This is a genomic window from Streptomyces sp. NPDC001933, assembly GCF_042890955.1.
Taxonomy (GTDB): Bacteria; Actinomycetota; Actinomycetes; order Streptomycetales; family Streptomycetaceae; genus Streptomyces.
The window spans coordinates 116482-131136 of the sequence record NZ_JBIASS010000016.1; the positions used below are offsets into that span (position 1 = coordinate 116482).

The following is a 14655-nucleotide window of genomic DNA, read 5'->3' on the forward strand; positions in this document are numbered from 1 at the left end:
CTCCGTACGCTCAGCGCTTCCGCAGCTCGTCCGCGGTCTCGCGCAGCGCCGCCATGGTCCGGCGCTGCAGTCCGGGGCCGAAGGTGATCCGGGTGGCGCCCAGCTCGCCGAGCCGGCGCGGGGCCGGGCCGTCCGGCCGGGCCAGGGCGTTGAGCGGGGCCGGGACGGCGGCGGCCAGGGCGGGCAGCGCCTCGGGCGGGGCCATGATCGGGTAGACGCAGTCCGCCCCCGCCGCCACGTACAGCAGCGCGCGGCGGACCGTCTCCGCCTCCTGGTCGGTGCCCTCGGGGACGCCCCGGACGTAGGTGTCGACGCGGGCGTTGATGAAGAGCGCGTCGCCCGCCACCGCCCGCACCTGCGCGAGCCGGTCCGCCTGCCGCTGGGCGTCGACGAGGGTGCCGTCGGCCGAGTCCTCCAGATTGCAGCCGACCGCCCCGGTGCCGAGGAGCCGCTCCACCAGCTCCTGCGGGTCCAGTCCGTACCCCGCCTCGATGTCCGCCGAGACGGGCACGGAGGCCGGGACGGCCCGCACGATCCGGGCCACGGCCGCGAACATCTCGTCGGCGGGCGTCGCCCCGTCCTCGTAACCGAGCGAGGCCGCGACCCCGGCGCTCGGGGTGGCGAGCGTCGGGAAGCCCGCCTCGACGAAGACCCGCGCACTCCCCGCGTCCCACGGGCCGGGGACGACCAGTGGGTCGCCGGGGGCGCGGTCGTGATGCAGGGCGCGGAGGACGGATGCGGTCACGCGGGGCTCCTGTGGGTGTGTCGGGGCAGTGGCGGTGCGTGTCGGGGCCTGCGGGGTGTCAGTGCTTGATGTCGCCCGGCTGGTAGTGACCGGGGACCATGCGGGTGGTCACCGCGAAGCGGTTCCAGGCGTTGATCGTCGTGATCGCCGCGACGAGGTGGGCGAGCTCCGTCTCGTCGAAGTGCTTCGCTGCCTTCTCCCACACCTCGTCAGGCACGAAACCGTCGGTCAGCACCGTCACGGCCTCGGTCAGCTCGATGGCCGCGATCTCCTTGGGCGTGTAGAAGTGCTGCGACTCCTCCCAGGCGCTGAGCTGGACGATCCGCTGGACGGACTCACCGGCCGCGAGCGCGTCCTTGGTGTGCATGTCCAGGCAGAACGCGCAGTGGTTCAGCTGCGAGGCGCGGATCTTCACCAGTTCCCCGATGACCGGGTCGAGGCCCTTTCGGGACGCCGCGTCCAGACGGACCATCGCCCTGTAGACATCGGGGGCGAGCCCGGCCCAGTTCTGCAGGCGGGGGGTGTACTCGGAGTTGAGCTCGGAAGTCGGGTGGCTGTGCTCGTTCGTCGTCATGGGTACGACGTTACGGGGTGGGTGGCGCACGGGTATGGTCCATTTCCATGACAGATTCATGGGCCACTTTCGGTGCCGACCTGCATCTTGAGACGACCGGTGCGGCAGGGCTGCGGGCCGGGCTCATGGATGCGCTGCGCGAGGCCGTACGGACGGGGCGCCTGACGCCCGGCACCCGGCTGCCGTCGTCCCGCAGCCTCGCCACCGACCTGGGCATCGCCCGGAACACCGTCGCCGACGCCTACGCCGAACTGGTCGCCGAGGGCTGGCTCACCGCCCGGCAGGGCTCGGGCACCCGGGTGGCGCAGCGGGCCGAGCCGCGCCGGCCGTCCACCCGGGCCGTGCGGGCCCGCGCGGCCCGGTCCCGGCCCGTCCACAACCTGCTGGGCGGCTCGCCCGACCTCTCGACGTTCCCGCGCGCCGACTGGCTCAAGGCGTCCCGGCGCGCCCTGACGGCGGCGCCGAACGACGCGTTCGGGTACGGGGATCCGCGCGGGCGCATCGAACTGCGCACCGTGCTCGCCGGCTATCTGGCACGGGCCCGCGGCGTGTACGCGGACCCGGAGCGGATCATGATCTGCGCCGGCTTCGTGCACGCGCTGAAGCTGATGGGGCCGGTGCTGCGCAAGCGGCGGGTGCGGGAAGTGGCCGTCGAGTCGTACGGGCTGGACATCCACCGGAACCTGCTCGCGGACGCCGGGCTGCGGCTGCCCTGCCTGCCGGTCGACCCACTCGGGGCGCGGACCGGCGAGCTGGCCGGAATGCGGGGCGTGGGCGCGGTCCTGATGACGCCCGCGCACCAGTTCCCCACGGGTGTGCCGCTCCACCCCGACCGGCGGGCCGCGGCCGTGGACTGGGCGCGCTCCACGGGCGGGCTGATCCTGGAGGACGACTACGACGGCGAGTTCCGGTACGACCGGCAGCCGGTGGGCGCGCTCCAGGGCCTCGACCCCGAACGCGTGGTGCACCTGGGCACGACGAGCAAATCGCTGGCACCCGGGCTGCGGCTGGGCTGGATGGTGCTGCCGGATGCGCTGGTGGGGGAGGTGTGCGAGGCCAAGGGAGCGAGCGACTGGTCGTCGAGCGCGCTGGACCAGCTGACGCTCGCGGAGTTCATCGGGTCGGGTGCGTACGACCGTCATGTGCGCTCGATGCGGCTGCGCTACCGGCACCGCCGCGACCAGCTCGTCGCGGCACTGGCGGAACGGGCCCCGGGTGTCCGGGTCAGCGGCATCGCGGCCGGGCTGCACGCCGTGCTCGAACTGCCCGAGGGCACCGAGCCGTCGGTGCTCCGGGCGGCGGCCTGGCAGGGCCTGGCGCTGGAGGGGATCTCGCGCTTCCGGCACCCGGACGCGGCGCCGGGCCGCGACGCGCTGGTCATCGGCTACGGGACACCCACCGACAGCGCCTGGTCGAGTGCGCTGGACGCGCTCTGCCGGGTGCTGCCCCGGGAGGCCGCCGGGTGACCTCCGCCCGCCCCGACGGCCTCCGGGCGACGGGGCGGGATGCCCGGCCGCCGGGAGCTCAGTCGCCGAGCGCCAGCCGGACACCGAAGGCGGCGATGACGGTCCCGGTGATCCGGTCGAGCAGCCGGCGGGCCTGCGGTTTGCGGAGCCAGCCGTGCAGTACGCGGGCGAAGCCGACGAGCACGGCCGACCACACCAGGCCCATCAGGATGTGTACGGAGGTGAGCAGGAGGCCCATCGTGAAGTGGCTGGTGCCGGCCGGGATGAACTGGGGCAGGACGGCGACGTAGAAGGCGCCCATCTTCGGGTTGAGGAGATTGGTGAGCAGCCCCTGCCGCCATCCGCCGGCGAACGAGTCCGTGTCGGCCAGGAGGGCGGATTCGTCCGTGCCGCCGCCGGGCAGCCCCCGGAAGGTGTCGCGGAGCATCCGCAGACCCATCCAGACCAGGTATGCCGCGCCGACCCAGCGCAACGTCACATAGGCGAGATGGGAGGCCGTGAAGAGTGCGGTGACCCCGAGGGAGGTGAGCGCACCCCACAGCAGGGTGCCGGACTGGATTCCGAGGACGACGCCCCAGGCTCTTCTGCGCCGGCCGAGGGCCGAGGTGCGCAGGATCAGAGCGGTGTCGAGTCCGGGAGTGAGAGTGAGAAGCCCTACTACGAGGGCGAAGGACCACAGCGCAGTGCTAATTGCCATGGATGGCCAGCTTACGTCACCTTTTCGCGGCCCGGCCGGCCGGGCACCGGTGCGGGTCACTTCCCGCAGCGGTCCCGCTCGCCCGCGCCCTCTGCCGGACCCGGGGCCTGTGCCGGGGCCTCGCCGAAGCGGGCCAGGGCCAGTGCGCCCGCCACCGCCACCACGAAACCGGCGACCGCCACCCACTCCAGGCCCTCGCGGGTGCGGTCGCCGAGCCAGACGACGCCGACCAGCGCCGGGCCGACCGTCTCGCCGAGCACCATGCCGGCCGTCGCCGTCGTCACCGAACCACGCTGCAGGGCCGAGGTGAGCAGCAGGAACGCCGAACCGCCGCCCAGCAGCAGCGCGTACGCGGCCGGGTCGGCGAGCAGCGCCGCCGGGGACACGTCGTCGATCAGCCGGACCGTGACCTCCACCACCCCGAAGCCGCATCCCGCGCCGAGCCCGAGCACGAGCGCCCGTGGCCGCTCCGGGAGGCGGCCGGCCGCCGTGCCGATCAGCAGGATGCCCAGGGCGATCCCGAGCATCGACCAGGCCAGGGCGGCGGAACCGCTCCCGTGGCCCTCACCGCCGGACGCGAGCCCCAGCATGCCGAGCCCGGCGCAGACGACACCGACCGCGGTCCACTCGACGCCGCTCAGCCGCACCCCGAGGAGCCGCGCGGCGACCACCGCCGTCACCGCGAGGCTCGCGGCCAGGGCGGCGCCGACCGCGTAGATCGGCAGGGACCGCAGGGCGATGATCTGGAGGACGAAACCGCAGCCGTCCAGGGCGAGTCCGGCGACGTACCGCCACTGGCGCAGGGCGCGCAGCAGCAGCGCCGGATCGACCCCCGCGTCCGACCCCGGCTCGGCGGCGGCCCGCGCGGCGACGGCCTGGAGGACCGAGGCGGTGCCGAAGCAGACGGCGGCGCCGAGTGCGCAGATCATCCCGAAGACCACATAGCGACTCTACTTGTGGACATCCGGTGCACCGGCTTCCCGTCGCCATCGGCCGGCATTTAATCTGACGGATGGTCGCATTGGCTTGATTCGTACGACGGGGGAGTCGGAAACATGGCACGCAGGCTGAGGTCGAGCACGGTCGTGCTCGGCGGCATGGGGGTGCTCGCGGCGATGATCACCTCCTGCGGTTCGGAGCCGGACAAGCGGTGCGTCGACCCGCTGACCCGCGACAAGCTGCCGAGCTACGAGTGCAAGAACGGCAAGGGCTCGTACTACTACGGCGGCAGCAGCAAGAACGGCAAGGTGGAAGGCGGAAGTTTCGACAAGTCCGCGGTCGACCGCGGCGGTTTCGGCTGCTCGGGCACCGGCGGCGGCTGAACCGGCATGGAACGTCGCACCGCAACGCCCCGCCCCGACTGGCAGCGGACGGTGGAGGAGCAGGGGATCGTCTTCCCGCTCACCCGCTACCCGGACGGATCGCTGCGCCCGTACTGGGACGAGAGCGCCTACTACGTCTTCTCGCTGCCCGAGGTCGAGGCGCTGGAGGACGTCGTCGAGGAACTGCACACCATGTGCCTGGCCGCCGCCGCGCACATCGTGGAACGGGACCGGTTCGCCGAACTCGGCATCACCGACCGGCGGTTGACGGATCTGATCACCCAGTCCTGGCAGCGGCGGCACGAACTTCCCTCCCTGTACGGCAGGTTCGACCTGCGCTACGACGGCACCGGCCCGGCGAAGATGCTGGAGTACAACGCGGACACCCCCACCTCCCTGGTGGAGGCCGCGAGCGCCCAGTGGTTCTGGATGGAGGACCGCTTCCCGGGCGCCGACCAGTGGAACTCGCTGCACGAACGGCTCGTCGAGGCATGGAAGCGGCAGGCACCCCTGCTGCCGCCGGGCCCGCTGCACTTCGCGCACTCCGACGGCGACGAGCTGGGCGAGGACCTGATGACGGTCGCGTATCTGCGGGAGACCGCGGAACAGGCCGGCATCGACACGGAGGCGCTCTCCGTCGAGCAGATCGGCTGGGACCGGCTGAGCGGGCGGTTCGTGGACGAGCGGCTCCGTTTCATCCGGAGCTGCTTCAAGCTGTATCCGTGGGAGTGGCTGGCGACCGACCGGTTCGGCCCGCATGTGCTCGACACCCTCGACAACGGCGGCGGTACGGGCACCACCTGCTGGATCGAGCCCGCCTGGAAGATGCTGCTGTCCAACAAGGCGCTGCTGGCGATCCTCTGGGAGCTCTACCCCGGCCACCCCAACCTGCTGCCCTCCTACCTCGACGGCCCCCGCGAACTCGCGGAGTCGGGCGGCTACGTCGCCAAGCCCCTGCTCGGCCGCGAGGGGGACGGGGTCACGATCCACGAGCCGGGAAGCCCGGCGGTGCCGCGGGACGAGCCGTGCTGCTACCAGGAGCTGGCACCGCTGCCCGACTTCGACGGCAACCGTGTGGTGCTGGGCGCGTGGGTCGTCGAGGACGAGGCGGCCGGGCTCGGCATCCGCGAATCGGCCGGCCTGGTCACGGACGAGTACGCCCGCTTCCTGCCGCACGTCATCCTCTGAGGGATTACGGGACAGCCCTCAGGGCCGGACAGGCCCGGGGATCCCGCCCGCGCGCAGCCAGCCGAGCAGGTCGTCCGTGGCCCACTCGCCCTCCGACGCGACGTCCTCGCAGAGCGCGCCCAGGCCGAGCCGGTGGACGGAGGCGCGGTCGCGGCCGTGGCGGCGCATGAGGAGCCCGTCGCCCCCGCTGTCGTCCCCGACCAGCACCCAGCCGGGCGCGTACCGGGGCACCTCGAAGGTCTCGTTGCGTTCCTGGATCAGGTGCGGACCGTAGATGTGCACGCCGTTGTCGAGCAGCACGCCCGGCGTCGACCGCCACAGCCGGGCGACCGCGGGATTGGGCCCGTCCCGCAGCCCGCGCGACCGGGCCGCCCGGACGGCCAGGAACCCGGCGAAGGACTCCGCCACCGGGTACTCGCAGCCGTCCGTACCGTCACGGCACACCACCGGGTACTCCCCGGTCCCGGCCTCGGTCCCGGTCCCGGCCCCGTCCCCGGCCTCGCCCGCCCGGCCGAGGACGAAGTGGTAGCCGTCGCCGCAGTCCGGCTCGACGGCGAAGCAGAGCCGGTCGCCGTCCAGCCGCCACCCGGCGGTGACGGCCTCGTACATGTCGTCGGCGGATCCGGCGGGCCCGACCGTAGCGATGTCCGCGTCCCCGGCCCGGCCGTGGCCGTACTCGGCCAGCCACCACCGGTACGAGGGCGGCAGCGGGCCGACGCGTGCCTCGGCCTCGCGGATCAGGGGTTCCGGCACGGCGCCCGCGCGCCCGCGGCCGAACCCCGGTGATGCTTCGATCAGTTCCCGCAGCAGTGTCAGGTCGGGTCTCACGGTGCGGAGTCTGCCAGGCCGGGCGGCCGGACGGCCCCGGGCCCGCCCGGCCGCCCGGAGGCTCAGCCGCGCAGGACGGCCCGGAGCTGTTCGAGGCCCCAGTCCAGATCCTCCTTGCTGATCACCAGCGGCGGGGCGATCCGGATCGTTGAGCCATGGGTGTCCTTGACCAGCACCCCGCGCTCCATCAGCTTCTCGGAGATCTCCCGGCCGGTGCCGCGGCCCGGGGCGATGTCGACCCCCGCCCACAGCCCGCGGCCGCGCACCTCCTCCACCGCACCGCCGCCCACCAGCAGCCCGAGCTCCTGGTGCAGGTGTTCGCCCAGCTCGGTCGCCCGCTGCTGGAACTCGCCGGTCCGCAGCATCGCGATGACCTCCAGCGCGACCGCGCAGGCGAGCGGATTGCCGCCGAAGGTCGAACCGTGCTCACCGGGCCGGAACACCCCGAGCACCTCCTGCGACGAGACCACCGCCGACACCGGCACCACACCACCGCCCAGCGCCTTGCCGAGCACGTACATGTCCGGCACCACACCCTCGTGCTCGCAGGCGAAGGTCCGGCCGGTGCGGCCCAGGCCCGACTGGATCTCGTCCGCGATGAACAGCACGTTCCGCTCGCGGGTGAGCGCCCGCACCCCGGGGAGATAGCCGGGCGGCGGCACCAGCACCCCGGCCTCGCCCTGGATCGGCTCCATGAGCACCGCCACGGTGTTCTCGGTCATCGCCTCCCGCAGCGCCGTGAGATCCCCGTACGGCACGATCTCGAACCCCGGCGTGTACGGGCCGAAGTCCTCGCGCGCCTCCGGGTCCGTGGAGAAGCTGATGATCGTGGTCGTCCGGCCGTGGAAGTTGTTCGCGGCGACGATGATCTTCGCCATGCCGTCCGGGACGCCCTTCACCCGGTAACCCCACTTGCGGGCCGTCTTCACCGCCGTCTCCACGGCCTCGGCGCCCGTGTTCATCGGCAGCACCGACTCCATGCCGCACAGCTGGGCGAGCTGCGTGCAGAAGTCGGCGAACCGGTCGTGGTGGAAAGCACGTGAGGTGAGCGTCACCCGCTCCAGCTGCGCCTTGGCCGCGTCGATCAGGCGCCGGTTGCCGTGACCGAAGTTGAGCGCGGAGTAGCCGGCGAGCATGTCGAGGTAGCGGCGGCCCTCGACATCGGTCATCCAGGCCCCGTCCGCCGTGGCGACGACGACGGGCAGCGGATGGTAGTTGTGCGCGCTGTGCGCCTCGGCGGAGGCGATGGCGGTTTCCGTGGTCGACACGGGATCTCCGTTCGTCGTGCGGCGTGGGCGGGGGTGGTGCCCACTTTGTATCGTTGGTCGGATCAGCGGCGAGGAAACCTGTGTTCCCCGGCGCGCCAGGCCGGTCGGGGCCAGCTGCCCGCACCTGAGACAATGAGTTCCATGGCCTCTGAACGCCCCCGTGTGCTCTCCGGGATCCAGCCCACCTCAGGCTCGATCCACCTCGGCAACTACCTCGGCGCGGTCCGCCAGTGGGTGGCGCTGCAGGAATCCCACGACGCCTTCTACATGGTCGTGGACCTGCACGCGATCACTGTCCCGCAGGACCCCGCGCAACTGCGCGCGAACACCAGGCTCGCCGCCGCCCAGCTCCTCGCCGCCGGTCTCGACCCGGAGCGCTGCACGCTCTTCGTCCAGAGCCACGTCCCCGAGCACGCCCAGCTCGGCTGGGTCATGAACTGCCTCACCGGCTTCGGCGAGGCCTCGCGGATGACGCAGTTCAAGGACAAGTCCGCCAACCAGGGCGCCGACCGGACCACGGTCGGTCTCTTCACGTACCCGATGCTGATGGTGGCCGACATCCTGCTGTACCAGGCCGACCAGGTTCCGGTCGGCGGGGACCAGCGCCAGCACCTGGAGCTGACCCGCGACCTGGCCGAGCGGTTCAACGGCAGCTACGGCGAGACGTTCACCGTGCCGAACCCGTACATCCTCAAGGAGACGGCGAAGATCTACGACCTCCAGGACCCGTCGGCGAAGATGAGCAAGTCGGCGGCCACCCCGAAGGGCCTGATCAACCTTCTGGACGAGCCGAAGGTCACCGCCAAGAAGGTGAAGAGCGCGGTCACCGACACGGACACGGTCATCCGCTTCGACCAGGTGGAGAAGCCCGGCGTCAGCAATCTTCTGACCATCTACTCGACACTCACGGGCACCGGTATCGCGGATCTGGAGCAGAAGTACGAGGGCAAGGGCTACGGTGCGCTCAAGACCGACCTCGCCGAGGTCGTGGTCGAGTTCGTCACACCCTTCCGGACCCGCACCCAGGAATACCTGGACGACCCGGAGACGCTGGACTCGATCCTGGCCAAGGGCGCGGAGAAGGCCCGTGCCGTCGCGGCCGAGACCTTGGCCCTGACGTACGACCGGATGGGCTTTCTGCCCGCGAAGCACTGAGTCCAAGGACCCTGGCGGTTTCGCCGCCGCAGGCGTCACACTGGCGACGGGAAGCTGAACCCGGTGGGTGGCCGCAAGCAGGCCACCGACCATCGAGCATTGAGGAGGACGACGTGGGGACCGTAACGCTCGGCGTTTCGATCGCGGTCCCGGAGCCCTACGGCAGCCTGCTCCAGGAGCGGCGCGCGAGCTTCGGGGACCCTGCCGCGTACGGCATTCCCACACACGTCACCCTTCTCCCGCCGACCGAGGCCGAGGCGGCCGACCTGCCCGCGATCGAGGCGCACCTCGCCCAGATCGCGACGGGCGGCCGCCCCTTCCCGATGCGGCTGTCCGGCACGGGGACCTTCCGTCCCCTCTCGCCGGTCGTCTTCGTCCAGGTCGTCGAGGGCGCCTCGGCCTGCACCTGGCTGCAGAAGCGGGTCCGGGACGCCTCCGGGCCGCTGGTGCGCGAGCTCCAGTTCCCGTACCACCCGCACGTGACCGTGGCGCACGACATCGCCGAGGAGGCGATGGACCGGGCGTACGCCGAGCTCGCCGACTACGAGGCGGCCTGGACCTGCGGTTCCTTCGCGCTGTACGAGCAGGGCTCGGACAGCGTCTGGCGCAAGATCAACGAGTTCCCGTTCGGCGCCGGGGGCTGCGCGCCCGCCGTGCCCGCGCAGGGCAGCTCCTCCGTGGACGAGCCCTCCCTGCACTCCTGACCGTCTCCCGGTGGCTCCGGCTCAGATCGGCAGCCGCCGGAACAACGGTCGCGGCACGTGCCGCAGCGCCGACATCACCGCACGGAGCGAGCCCGGCACCCACACGGTCTCCGAGCGCCGCCGCAACCCCGTCACGATGGCCTCCGCGACCGCGTCCGGCGTCGTGGTGAGGGCCGGCGCCTCCAGCGGCGCCGAGGCGAACCGGGCCGAGGCCGACCGCGCCGCGGCGATCCGGGCTCCCACCGGTGACCCGGCAGGCACCGTTCCCGCGACCGGCACCGTCTTTGCCGCTCGCTCCGGTCGTACGACGCCGGGGCGCACGACCATCACATGCACCCCGGTCCCGTGCAGCGCGTCCCCCAGCCCCTGCGTGAACGCGTCCAGGCCCGCCTTGCTGGACCCGTAGATGAAGTCGGCGCGGCGGGCTCGTTCGCCCGCGACCGAGGAGAGCACCACCAGCGAGCCGTGCCCCTGCGCCTGGAGTGCGCCGGCGCACACCAGCCCGGCGGAGACGGCTCCGGTGTAGTTGGTCTGGGCGACCCGGGCCGCGGCGAGCGGCTCCTCCTCGTCGCGTCCCTGGTCGCCGGCGATGCCGAAGGCGAGCAGCACCATGTCGATGTCGCCCTCGGCGAAGATCTTGCCGAGGGCACTCTCGTGCGACTCGATGTCCAGGGCGTCGAAGCCGACGGTGCGGACGTCGGCGCCGCGGGCGCGCAGTTCGGCGGCGGCCGCGTCCAGGGCGGGGCCGGGGCGCCCGGCCAGCCGGACCGTGCGGGTCCGCAGGGCGATCAGCCGCCGGGCGGTGGCCAGCGCGATCTCCGACGTGCCACCGAGGACGAGCAGGGACTGCGGGGCTCCGAAGGCGTCCTTCACGGGAACACTCCTTGCGACGTGGGGGAGGGGAAAGAGCGGCGGCGGTGGCGGCGGTGGTCAGAGCGACAGGCGGCGCGACAGGTCCGAGCGGAAGGCCCCGTCCGGGTCCAGCTCGGCGCGCAGCGACCGGAAGTCCGCCAGCCTCGGATACATCGCGGCCAGCAGCTCCGGCCGGAGCCGGGAGTCCTTCGCCAGGCAGACCCGGCCGCCGGCCGCCGCCACCTCCTCGTCCAGCGAGTCCAGGAACCCGGCCAGTCCGGGCAGGGCGGCGGGCAGGCCGAGGGCGAGCGACCAGCCGGGCACCGGGAACGACAGCCAGCCGGGGTCCCCGGCGCCGAACCGTTTGAGCACGGCGTTCGTCGCCGGGAGGCGCCGCCGGGCGATCCGGTGCACGATCCGGCGCAGCGTCTCCTCCTGGCCGTGGCCGACGGCGAACTGGTACCGCACGGACCCGGCCCGCCCGTGGACCCGGTGCCGGTGCGGCAGGCCGTCCAGGGGGTGGAAGAACGCGGCGATCCGCTGGAGTTCGCCGATCCGGTACTTGGGCGCGCCGCGGTACCGGAGCTCGCTCAGCATCGCGGCCGGGGCGCTGCCGAGCAGCGCCTCCGGTACGAGGGCGGGGGCGGCCGGGATCGGACCCGGGCGGAACGAGAGCGGTGTGCGCCGGGCGCGCGCCGGGAGCGCGTACCGGGGTACGTGCTCCCCCCGGGTGAGTACGGAGCGCCCGGTGGCCCGGCCGCGGGCGTGGAGGTCGATCCAGGCGGCCGAGTAGCGGTAGCGGTGGTCCCCGGCGACGAGCCGTTCCAGCAGGTCGTCCAGGTCGACGGCGCGTTCGGTGTCGACCGACATCCACGAGCTGGTGACGCGGTGGCAGCGGAGCGTGGCCGAGAGGATCACCCCGGTCAGGCCGAGGCCGCCCGCGGTCGCCTCGAAGAGATCGGTGCCGGGCCGGACCGTACGGATCTCGCCCCCGGCGGTCAGCAGCTCCAGCTCCTGGACGTGCCGGGAGAAGGAGCCCGCGACGTGCTGGTTGTGACCGTGGATGTCGGCGCCGATCGCGCCGCCCACGGTGACGTAGCGGGTCGTGGGTGTGACGGGGACGAACCAGCCGAGCGGCAGCAGGACTTCCATCAGCCGGTGCAGGCTGACCCCGGCGTCGCAGACCACGAGTCCGGTGCCGGCCTCGATGGTGCGGATCCGGTTCAGCGCGGTCATGTCGAGGACGGAGCCGCCCGCGTTCTGGGCCGCGTCGCCGTGCGCCCGGCCGAGGCCCCGGGCGATGGAGCCGCGGGGTCCGCAGCCGCGTACCGTCGCCGCCGCCTCCTCGTACGAACGGGGGCGGAAACGCAGGGCGGTTGTCGGGGCGGTGCGGCCCCAGCCGGTCAGGGACACGGTGTCGACGGACATGACGGTGACCGTATCGCCCGAGAAAACCCTTTCGAGGTATTTGTTACAACACTCACCGGTATGGGTGATTGAAGAAGTGTCAGGCCCTGCGGCAACGAGGCCCGGTGCCGGTTTTCCGCGCCCGGAACGGTAAGCCGTACGTCATGGACTGGCTGAAGAACCTCCCCGTCATCGGGCCGATCGTCTCCCGGCTGATGGCGACGCACGCCTGGCGCTCCTACGAGACGCTGGAGCGGGTCCATTGGGCCAGACTCTCCGCCGCGATTACCTTCATCAGCTTTCTGGCGCTCTTTCCGCTGATCGCGGTCGGTGCGGCGATCGGTGCCGCGCTGCTCTCCACCGAGCAGCTCCACAAGATCGAGGACAAGCTGGCCGAGCAGGTGCCGGGCATCTCCGACCAGCTCGGCATCGGGAGCCTGGTGGCCCACGCGGGCACGGTGGGCGTGGTGGCCGGTGCGGTGCTGCTCCTCACCGGCATCGGCTGGATCGGCTCGATGCGGGACTGTCTGCGTGCCGTCTGGGACCTGGACGACGCGGGCCTGGGCAATCCGGTCCTGCGCAAACTCAAGGACGCGGGGCTGCTGCTGGGCCTGGGCGGGGCGGTGCTCGCGACGCTCGCCGTGTCGTCGGCCGGCTCCGTCGCGGTGGGCTGGACGGCGGACCTGGTCGGCATCTCGGACCGAGGCGCCGGCGGTGTGGTGCTCCAGGTGGCCACCCTGGTCGTGGCCGCACTCGCCGGATTCCTGCTGCTGCTCTATCTGCTGACCCTGCTGCCCGGCGTCGAGCCCCCGCGGCGCGCGCTGCTGGTCGCCGCGGCGATCGGCGCGATCGGCTTCGAACTGCTCAAGCTGCTGCTCGGCAGCTACATGAAGGACGTGGCGGCGAAGAGCATGTACGGCGCCTTCGGGGTGCCGGTCGCGCTGCTGCTGTGGATCAACCTCTCGGCGAAACTGCTGCTGTTCTGCGCCGCCTGGACGGCGACGCAGAACAGAGGGGACTAGGGCCTTTCGTTTGGATCATGCCGGATCAGGCACCGGGGCACGCGAGCCCGGCATGATCTGAACGAGAGGCCCTGGGCGTCCGGGGCCGTCAGCGGCGAGGAAGGCGACGCACCAGGTCCGGCAGCGGCCAGCGCCGGTTGATCAGGAACACCGCACCCGCCAGCAGCACCAGGGCGCCGCCGGCGATGCCCAGCGCGATCCCGGCGCCCCCGCCGCCGCCCTCGGACGCGGTGGCCTTCGCGGACTGCGCGGGGCCGTTGCGGCCCTCACCCTTCCCCTGCTCGGCCGCGGGTCCCTTGCCGGACCCGGTGCCGGTGTCGGCGGACTTCGGGGGCACCAGCTCGCCGACCGGGGTCACCTTGCCGCTCGCGTCGAAGCCCCAGTCGAGGAGGCTGGCGGCCTCGTCGTAGACGGCGTGGGGCTTCTCGGACGACGGGTTCATGACGGTGACGAGCAGCACCTTGCCGTCGCGTTCCGCGACACCGGTGAAGGTGTTGCCGGCGTGCGTGGTGTAGCCGTTCTTGACGCCCGCGATGCCCTTGTACGGGTCGACGCCGCCCGCGCCGGTGAGCAGCTTGTTGGTGTTCTGGATGGCGAAGCTCTCGCGCTTCCCGTCCTTCTCCGCGCCGGGGAACTGCGCCTCGGCCGTGGAGCAGTACTCCCGGAAGTCCGCCTTCTGCAGCCCGCTGCGGGCGAACAGCGTCAGGTCGTACGCGCTGGAGACCTGGTCGGGCGCGTCGTACCCGTCGGGCGAGACCACCTTGGTGTCGAGGGCCTGCAACTCCTCGGCGTGCGCCTGCATCGCGTCGACGGTCCTGGGGACGCCGCCGTACATCGCGGAGAGCACATGCACCGCGTCGTTGCCCGAACGCAGGAACACCCCGAGCCACAGGTCGTGGACCGTGTAGGTGAGCTTCTCCTTGACGCCGACCAGACTGCTGCCCTCGCCGAGGTCGGCCAGATCCTCTTCCTTGACGGTGTACTTCCGGGTCTTGGGCTGGAGCGCGGGCATCACGGTGTCCGCGAAGAGCATCTTCAGGGTGGAGGCGGGAGGCAGCCGCCAGTGCGGGTTGTGCGAGGCGAGGACCTCGCCGTTCTCCGCGTCCGCGACGATCCAGGACCGGCCCGTGAGGTCCTTCGGCAGCACCGGGGCGTCCGGTCCCAGCTGCACCTGCGTACCGGCCCGGCCCAGTAGTTCGCCGCCGACCTTGGACATGCCCGCGGGCGGCTTCGGCTGGTCGTCGGAGGCGTCCTTGCCGACCGCCGATGCCGGGCTGACAACAAAAGTGGACAACAGCGCGGCAGAGATGACCGTCATCGCGGTCTTTTTGAGAGCAGGCACGGTCGAAAACGTACATGCAGACGATATGGAAATGGGTGCGGACGCCTTGACCCGCCGGGCGTACCGCCAGGACAGCCCACCCCGG

The 14655-nt window shown here is 72.2% G+C and carries 15 protein-coding genes; 6 read left to right on the top strand and 9 right to left on the bottom strand.

The genetic code is table 11. The features are described 5' to 3' along the window. Positions 1-10 precede the first annotated feature (10 nt). Complete coding sequence (locus ACFYY7_RS32115; RefSeq protein WP_388667363.1) at positions 11-745, bottom strand: isocitrate lyase/phosphoenolpyruvate mutase family protein; 735 nt, start codon at positions 743-745, stop codon at positions 11-13. Between the two features lie 58 nt (positions 746-803). After that, a complete protein-coding gene (locus ACFYY7_RS32120) occupies positions 804-1319 on the bottom strand; it encodes a carboxymuconolactone decarboxylase family protein (protein WP_388667364.1) in 516 nt (171 codons plus the stop codon). A 47-nt stretch (positions 1320-1366) separates the two neighbouring features. On the opposite strand from ACFYY7_RS32120, the gene ACFYY7_RS32125 reads away from it, so the two are divergent. Then, positions 1367-2785 carry a PLP-dependent aminotransferase family protein gene (locus tag ACFYY7_RS32125; RefSeq protein WP_388667365.1) on the top strand — a complete coding sequence of 473 codons (1419 nt, stop codon included), beginning with the start codon at positions 1367-1369 and terminating at the stop codon, positions 2783-2785. 58 nt (positions 2786-2843) lie between these two features. Here ACFYY7_RS32125 and ACFYY7_RS32130 read toward each other — a convergent pair whose 3' ends face one another. Both ACFYY7_RS32130 and ACFYY7_RS32135 read right to left on the bottom strand, forming a co-directional pair. Continuing rightward, positions 2844-3482 (bottom strand): LysE family translocator, encoded by a 639-nt coding sequence (locus ACFYY7_RS32130; protein ID WP_388667366.1) that lies wholly within the window; start codon positions 3480-3482, stop codon positions 2844-2846. A 56-nt stretch (positions 3483-3538) separates the two neighbouring features. Continuing rightward, positions 3539-4411: a hypothetical protein gene (locus tag ACFYY7_RS32135; protein ID WP_388667465.1), complete on the bottom strand. Its 873-nt coding sequence runs from the start codon at positions 4409-4411 to the stop codon at positions 3539-3541. Positions 4412-4537: 126 nt separating this feature from the next. Here ACFYY7_RS32135 and ACFYY7_RS32140 point away from each other — a divergent pair, with 126 nt between their 5' ends. Then, positions 4538-4804 (top strand): hypothetical protein, encoded by a 267-nt coding sequence (locus ACFYY7_RS32140; protein ID WP_351255764.1) that lies wholly within the window; start codon positions 4538-4540, stop codon positions 4802-4804. 6 nt (positions 4805-4810) lie between these two features. Further along, the gene (locus tag ACFYY7_RS32145) at positions 4811-5992 is read left to right on the top strand and encodes a glutathionylspermidine synthase family protein (protein WP_388667367.1); all 1182 of its coding nucleotides are present in this window, start codon (positions 4811-4813) and stop codon (positions 5990-5992) included. Between the two features lie 18 nt (positions 5993-6010). Here the strand turns inward: ACFYY7_RS32145 and ACFYY7_RS32150 are convergent, their stop codons facing one another. Continuing rightward, on the bottom strand, positions 6011-6820 hold the full coding sequence (locus ACFYY7_RS32150) for an SMI1/KNR4 family protein (RefSeq protein ID WP_388667368.1): 810 nt from the start codon (positions 6818-6820) through the stop codon (positions 6011-6013). A 62-nt stretch (positions 6821-6882) separates the two neighbouring features. Continuing rightward, on the bottom strand, positions 6883-8088 hold the full coding sequence (gene rocD / locus ACFYY7_RS32155; RefSeq protein ID WP_388667369.1) for an ornithine--oxo-acid transaminase: 1206 nt from the start codon (positions 8086-8088) through the stop codon (positions 6883-6885). 141 nt (positions 8089-8229) lie between these two features. On the opposite strand from rocD, the gene trpS reads away from it, so the two are divergent. Together trpS and ACFYY7_RS32165 are read left to right on the top strand one after the other, a co-directional pair. Continuing rightward, positions 8230-9243: a tryptophan--tRNA ligase gene (gene trpS / locus ACFYY7_RS32160; RefSeq protein WP_388667370.1), complete on the top strand. Its 1014-nt coding sequence runs from the start codon at positions 8230-8232 to the stop codon at positions 9241-9243. Between the two features lie 113 nt (positions 9244-9356). Then, a complete protein-coding gene (locus ACFYY7_RS32165) occupies positions 9357-9947 on the top strand; it encodes a 2'-5' RNA ligase family protein (protein WP_358944098.1) in 591 nt (196 codons plus the stop codon). Positions 9948-9968: 21 nt separating this feature from the next. On the opposite strand, the gene ACFYY7_RS32170 is transcribed toward ACFYY7_RS32165, so the two are convergent. Both ACFYY7_RS32170 and ACFYY7_RS32175 read right to left on the bottom strand, forming a co-directional pair. Beyond that, a complete protein-coding gene (locus tag ACFYY7_RS32170; RefSeq protein WP_388667371.1) occupies positions 9969-10820 on the bottom strand; it encodes an SDR family NAD(P)-dependent oxidoreductase in 852 nt (283 codons plus the stop codon). 57 nt (positions 10821-10877) lie between these two features. Next, a complete protein-coding gene (locus ACFYY7_RS32175) occupies positions 10878-12227 on the bottom strand; it encodes an FAD-binding protein (protein WP_388667372.1) in 1350 nt (449 codons plus the stop codon). A gap of 143 nt (positions 12228-12370) precedes the next feature. Between ACFYY7_RS32175 and ACFYY7_RS32180 the strand changes: the two genes are divergently transcribed. Continuing rightward, on the top strand, positions 12371-13228 hold the full coding sequence (locus ACFYY7_RS32180) for a YihY/virulence factor BrkB family protein (protein WP_388667373.1): 858 nt from the start codon (positions 12371-12373) through the stop codon (positions 13226-13228). A gap of 88 nt (positions 13229-13316) precedes the next feature. Here ACFYY7_RS32180 and ACFYY7_RS32185 read toward each other — a convergent pair whose 3' ends face one another. Further along, the gene (locus tag ACFYY7_RS32185; RefSeq protein WP_388667374.1) at positions 13317-14570 is read right to left on the bottom strand and encodes a D-alanyl-D-alanine carboxypeptidase family protein; all 1254 of its coding nucleotides are present in this window, start codon (positions 14568-14570) and stop codon (positions 13317-13319) included. Between the last annotated feature and the right edge of the window lie 85 nt (positions 14571-14655).

Excerpts from the sequence above, each read along its gene's own strand:
- ACFYY7_RS32175 (WP_388667372.1), bottom strand. The coding sequence starts at position 12,227 with ATGTCCGTCGACACCGTGTCCCTGACCGGCTGGGGCCGCACCGCCCCG.
- ACFYY7_RS32180 (WP_388667373.1), top strand. The coding sequence starts at position 12,371 with ATGGACTGGCTGAAGAACCTCCCCGTCATCGGGCCGATCGTCTCCCGG.
- ACFYY7_RS32120 (WP_388667364.1), bottom strand. The coding sequence starts at position 1,319 with ATGACGACGAACGAGCACAGCCACCCGACTTCCGAGCTCAACTCCGAG.
- ACFYY7_RS32145 (WP_388667367.1), top strand. The coding sequence starts at position 4,811 with ATGGAACGTCGCACCGCAACGCCCCGCCCCGACTGGCAGCGGACGGTG.
- ACFYY7_RS32135 (WP_388667465.1), bottom strand. The coding sequence starts at position 4,411 with ATGATCTGCGCACTCGGCGCCGCCGTCTGCTTCGGCACCGCCTCGGTC.
- ACFYY7_RS32140 (WP_351255764.1), top strand. The coding sequence starts at position 4,538 with ATGGCACGCAGGCTGAGGTCGAGCACGGTCGTGCTCGGCGGCATGGGG.
- trpS (WP_388667370.1), top strand. The coding sequence starts at position 8,230 with ATGGCCTCTGAACGCCCCCGTGTGCTCTCCGGGATCCAGCCCACCTCA.
- ACFYY7_RS32125 (WP_388667365.1), top strand. The coding sequence starts at position 1,367 with ATGACAGATTCATGGGCCACTTTCGGTGCCGACCTGCATCTTGAGACG.
- ACFYY7_RS32130 (WP_388667366.1), bottom strand. The coding sequence starts at position 3,482 with ATGGCAATTAGCACTGCGCTGTGGTCCTTCGCCCTCGTAGTAGGGCTT.